Genomic DNA, 4,518 nt, shown 5'->3' with positions numbered 1-4,518 from the left:
AACAATTACTGGAACAGATTAGCGATTGGGGTTCGATGACCACGATAGTGATTCATGGTGGTAGTGTATTCGAATTTACCGGTCCTTTTCCAAAAGCAACAGTGGCAGAAGGATTCTATAACCTTAAAGCTGACAGTAACGGTTTTCATGGCCATCTTAATCTGCAGAAAGTTGAGCAAATCAGCTTGCAGACCAAACCCCATCGAGGTCGCGAGAGTTATGCCTTTGTGTTTGAGGATGTAAACAGTGAAGTGATCTTTAAAGTGTTTCTCGGTCGCGATGAACGAGGTGAATTAATCGCATCACAACGCGAAAAGTTTTATCAGTTAATGCAGCAATATCAGCTGTCAGGACATTCCGATGAAGAATAAAGGTTTGGAACAACAGATCAGCGATGAAATCATGATGATGGTCAACAGCCGTAAAACGTTAATGCTGTCGACGCTTGATGAAAATAATCACCCTTATGCATCCTATGCAGCATTTGCGGTAGGACGTGATTGTCTCTATGTATTACTCAGCGATATTGCTGTGCATGGTGTGAATCTGCGGATTCATCCACAGGCATCCGTGCTGATCATCGAAGATGAGGATTCGGCTATTGAATTGTTTGCCCGGTTACGGGTGAGCTATCAGATAGAGGCGGAATGGATTCAGGTCGATTCAGATGCCTGGAATGTGGGCATCGCCTTATTAACTGAACGTCATGGGCAGCGAATTACCAATCTGAGTCAATTAAGTGATTTTCGTCTGTTTAAGCTGAAGCCGAAAGGGGGACGTTATGTGAAGGGGTTTGGCAAAGCGTATCAGATTGATGGTGGCACGCTGGCAGGTAAGAACCTTGAGCATTTGCGCGATGGCCATAAAAAACGTGAAGTGGTGGTCAAACCATCCGCATCAGAATAAAAATAGCGCTGTGAATTCACAGCGCTATTTTATGGTGTCGTTTAGAAATTCCCCCACGAGCTTTTCTTGCGCATCCTCAGGCTCGGCATAATCAGGCCAATGATTATTCCACCAAATAACACGGCGGCACCAATTAAAAACCAGTTTTTTGCATCATTGTCCTTCAGGGTATTGTTTTCAATCACGATAGACTGAATCTCATGATCAATTTGCTGCAACCGTTCCTTTAATTGACGATTTTCGTTTTCCAAAGCCACAGCATTAGAGGCTGTACGACGTATATCATCCAGCTCCTTGCTCAGGCGTTGAGCGGTCTCTTTCAGGGTCATATTTTGTTCATCAGCCTCTGAGGTTTGTGAGCTGAGTTGTGCTAATTCTTCTTTATATCCGGTGACTTCCAGTTCAAGGTTGGCAATACGCTGTTCTTTGGCGGCTAATTGTTCACGCGCGCTTGGATTATTGTTTAAATAACGTGATAACACCCAGCCTTCGATACCATCATTGGTGCGTACTTTTGAATAGCCTGAGGGATCATTTTCCAATACCGTCAGTTCGGTGCCGGATTTCAGCATTTTTCGAATACCAAACTCCAGTCCCTGGCCATTACGCATGGTAATTTCTAATTCATCTGAAACATAACGAGTTGTCTGGGCAGCACTGATCCCCGGCAGTAATATCGGAGTGGCAAAAAGCAGCAGTGTGATAATCAGTTTTTTCACGTGTGAATCCGGCATTAAATTTAAAGCGTCATTCTAGCAGAAGCTATAAGACTGATTTCAAGTGCAGATAAGAATCATTATTAGGTTTTAATATGAGTTAATGGTTTTGTCATACAAGCTTGATAGGCTGATCAGCTAATCGAATGAGGTGGTTTATGGAAAAGTTCAGAATAATGTTTTTGTGCACAGGAAACTCCTGTCGATCGCAAATGGCAGAAGGCTGGGCCAGATTTCTGGGGGGCGATGAGATTGAAGTTCGCTCTGCCGGTATTGAAGCGCATGGCCAGAATGCCCAGGCAATAAAGGTAATGGCCGAAGCCGGTATTGATATCTCACAACAGGAATCAATCCGAGTAAATGGTGAAATGCTGGAGTGGGCCGATTTACTGGTGACGTTATGTGAGAATGCTGACGAGCAATGTCCAGTGGTCAGTCCGCATACGCTACGCTTGCATTTACCCTTGACCGACCCGGCAAAGTATCGTGGTACTGAAGAAGAGATCCTTGCCGAGTTTCGACTGACCCGGGAAAAAATCAAGCAACGTGTTAATTATGTTCTGCAGCAATTAAACAAATCAGCTGTGAATGCCCGTTAAATATTAAGCCGCTTCCTGCAACTTATCTGGCTTAAATCGCCTCAGAAAAAGGCTGGCAATCTGATAGATTAAGTTGATAAAGACTGTTACCCGGAATTTTCTTCGCTTTGGATTTGGCCTTGGTGGCATGCTCTGCCAGATCCGCTTCATCAACCAGATAACTAAAATCACTAATGGTGACTGCGCCGATTGACAAGCTGAGCAATGGATAGAACACCCGTTGCCCATAGCGATCCTGCGCCTCAATGCCTCCTTGACGGAGATGTTCTTCAGTATAGAGCTCCGGATACAACAGTTCGAAATCGTGAAGCATTCTCTGGCAACGTTTCTGCCAGTCAGTGCTGTCAAATATTATAATAAAATCATCACCACCGACGTGACCGAGAAAGTCCATGTCATGATCAATGTGCTGACTGAGAATTCTGGCGGTTCTGGTGATGACTTTATCGCCCTTGTTATACCCATAGGTGTCGTTGTAGGGTTTGAAGTTATCCAAATCAAAATAACAAACCGTCGCGTGACGTTTCTGACCGATAGCCTGTTGGATATGCTCATTAAGTGGGACATTTCCAGGCAGTCCGCTCAAGGGATTGGCATAACGCGCAATCGTCAACTGTAAATCCGTTATTTGTCTTAACAAATCAATCAAACTGCCGACACCACGGTAATAGCCGTGTTCACTAATGATGAATACACTGTGTTGATGAGCTGAATTCTGACTGGTAATTTGCTGACTGAGTTTTTTCAGTGTCAGAGAGGTTTCTGCAATAATTGGCTTCTTATCCATAAACAAGCGGATAGGTTTCCGGCCATACAAGTCGCGTCCATATCGGCTGGCATAAAGGGTCAAAAATTCATCCCGCCAGACGATGCCGGCAATCGTATTGTTCTCATTCAAAACGGGTAATGCCGCCAGATTCATCTCATTTTGAAAACGCTCGCCCACATATTCAAAATCATGGTAAGTTCGAAGCGGTGTCAATTGGGTCAGCAAGCTCACCACCAGTGAATCTGAGCGTGGTACCCCCGAAGGGATTTTTTCTCTTGGTTCACGCTTGGCAAATAGCGATGCTGGCAGTTGACGCTTCGGGGTAGCTGTAGGCCGGGAAAAATAATAGCCCTGGACAAAATGCATTTCCATGGATTGTGCCACCAGATATTCTTCACGCACTTCAACGCCTTCACCGATCACACGGCAATTGCTGCTGAGGGCGATATCAATCATCGATTGCACAAACTGTTTTTTCTGCTGATCTTCATGAATATTCTGCATGAAGTGTCGATCCAGCTTGACGAAGTCAGGCTTCAATTCTGACCAGGTTCGCAGTCCCGAATAACCTGCACCTAAATCATCAATTGCGATAGAAAATCCCATATCACGATAGTGAGCAGTCGCCTCACGCATCAGATCGTAATCATCAATTGGATATTGCTCGGTTAATTCAATAACAATTTGTTCGGCGGGAATTCTGGCTTGCTTAAGAAATTTTGCCGTCAGACCATGTGGATAATCGGGTTGTAATAACGCTGACGGAATCGTGTTGATAAAAAGTTTGGCATTCAGGTCAAGTTCACCAAAACGGCTAATGGCGATTTCTCTGCACAGCAAATCCAGCTCAGCCAGGCGACCATGGCGATTCGCCGCATCAAAAAGATTTATCGGAGAATGCAAAACACTGTCTGAGGGACCACGAATCAATGCTTCATAACCATAAATCTGATTATTTTTTAATGAAACAATCGGCTGAAAGATAGGGGTGAGGGCCGCGGTGGCGAGAATGTCTTCCAATGACTTAAATTGTAATAGTTCTTCTTGAGTCATATTGAATCCGGAAATTATTTAGCCAAAGCCTTATTATTCGGAAAAGGTCATAAGGTCAGTGATTAAAATAAAATGATGGCGCAACTTAAGCCCCATACTGAAGGGGATCAAAGTATTGCCATCGGCAGTCAGGTAATCAGTTCAAGCTGTTTTGGTAGGCATTCATCGCTTGTTTTAAGACATTCATCGCTTCCTGATGATCAGCAAAGCCTTGAGCTTCCATGCCGCCATTTGGGCCTTTGTAATTTTCAAACCAGAGACGGACGATTTCAGAAACCGCCGGAAATTCTTTGTCCAGTTGTTGCATCGACTCAACGTTAGCAAAAGGACTATCTTCGGTAATAACAGCGACTAATTTGTCATCCTGCTCACCGTCATCCAGCATTTTTAATACACCTATCAAACGTACTGACAAAACCTCACCGCGAGGGATAGACTGGCCCAATACCAAAACATCCAACGGGTCACCATCACT

6 protein-coding genes are annotated in these 4,518 nt (G+C 44.4%); 3 read left to right on the top strand and 3 right to left on the bottom strand.

All coding sequences use genetic code 11. The features are described from left to right. Both hutX and B3O33_RS04790 read left to right on the top strand, forming a co-directional pair. Positions 1-371: heme utilization cystosolic carrier protein HutX (gene hutX, locus B3O33_RS04795; RefSeq protein WP_349676296.1), on the top strand; the 371-nt coding region annotated here is incomplete at its 5' end. Next, complete coding sequence (locus B3O33_RS04790; RefSeq protein WP_292361206.1) at positions 361-906, top strand: HugZ family protein; 546 nt, start codon at positions 361-363, stop codon at positions 904-906. The genes hutX and B3O33_RS04790, both read left to right, overlap by 11 nt. A 41-nt stretch (positions 907-947) precedes the next feature. Here B3O33_RS04790 and B3O33_RS04785 read toward each other — a convergent pair whose 3' ends face one another. Further along, positions 948-1,625, bottom strand: coding sequence for a TIGR04211 family SH3 domain-containing protein (locus B3O33_RS04785; protein ID WP_292361205.1), 678 nt, complete (start codon positions 1,623-1,625; stop codon positions 948-950). 173 nt (positions 1,626-1,798) lie between these two features. Here B3O33_RS04785 and B3O33_RS04780 point away from each other — a divergent pair, with 173 nt between their 5' ends. Then, complete coding sequence (locus tag B3O33_RS04780) at positions 1,799-2,221, top strand: arsenate reductase ArsC (RefSeq protein ID WP_292361383.1); 423 nt, start codon at positions 1,799-1,801, stop codon at positions 2,219-2,221. Positions 2,222-2,252: 31 nt separating this feature from the next. Here B3O33_RS04780 and B3O33_RS04775 read toward each other — a convergent pair whose 3' ends face one another. Continuing rightward, positions 2,253-4,043, bottom strand: a complete 1,791-nt coding sequence (locus B3O33_RS04775) for a GGDEF domain-containing protein (RefSeq protein ID WP_292361204.1) — start codon at positions 4,041-4,043, stop codon at positions 2,253-2,255. Positions 4,044-4,179: 136 nt separating this feature from the next. Continuing rightward, a partial coding sequence (locus B3O33_RS04770) for an inorganic diphosphatase (RefSeq protein WP_292363096.1) occupies positions 4,180-4,518 on the bottom strand: 339 nt, incomplete at its 5' end.

Source organism: Methylophaga sp. UBA1464 (assembly GCF_002325665.1).
Lineage (GTDB): Bacteria > Pseudomonadota > Gammaproteobacteria > Nitrosococcales > Methylophagaceae > Methylophaga.
The sequence above is the reverse complement of the archived record's forward strand: the minus strand, read 5'-3'. Positions and strand labels throughout refer to the sequence as shown.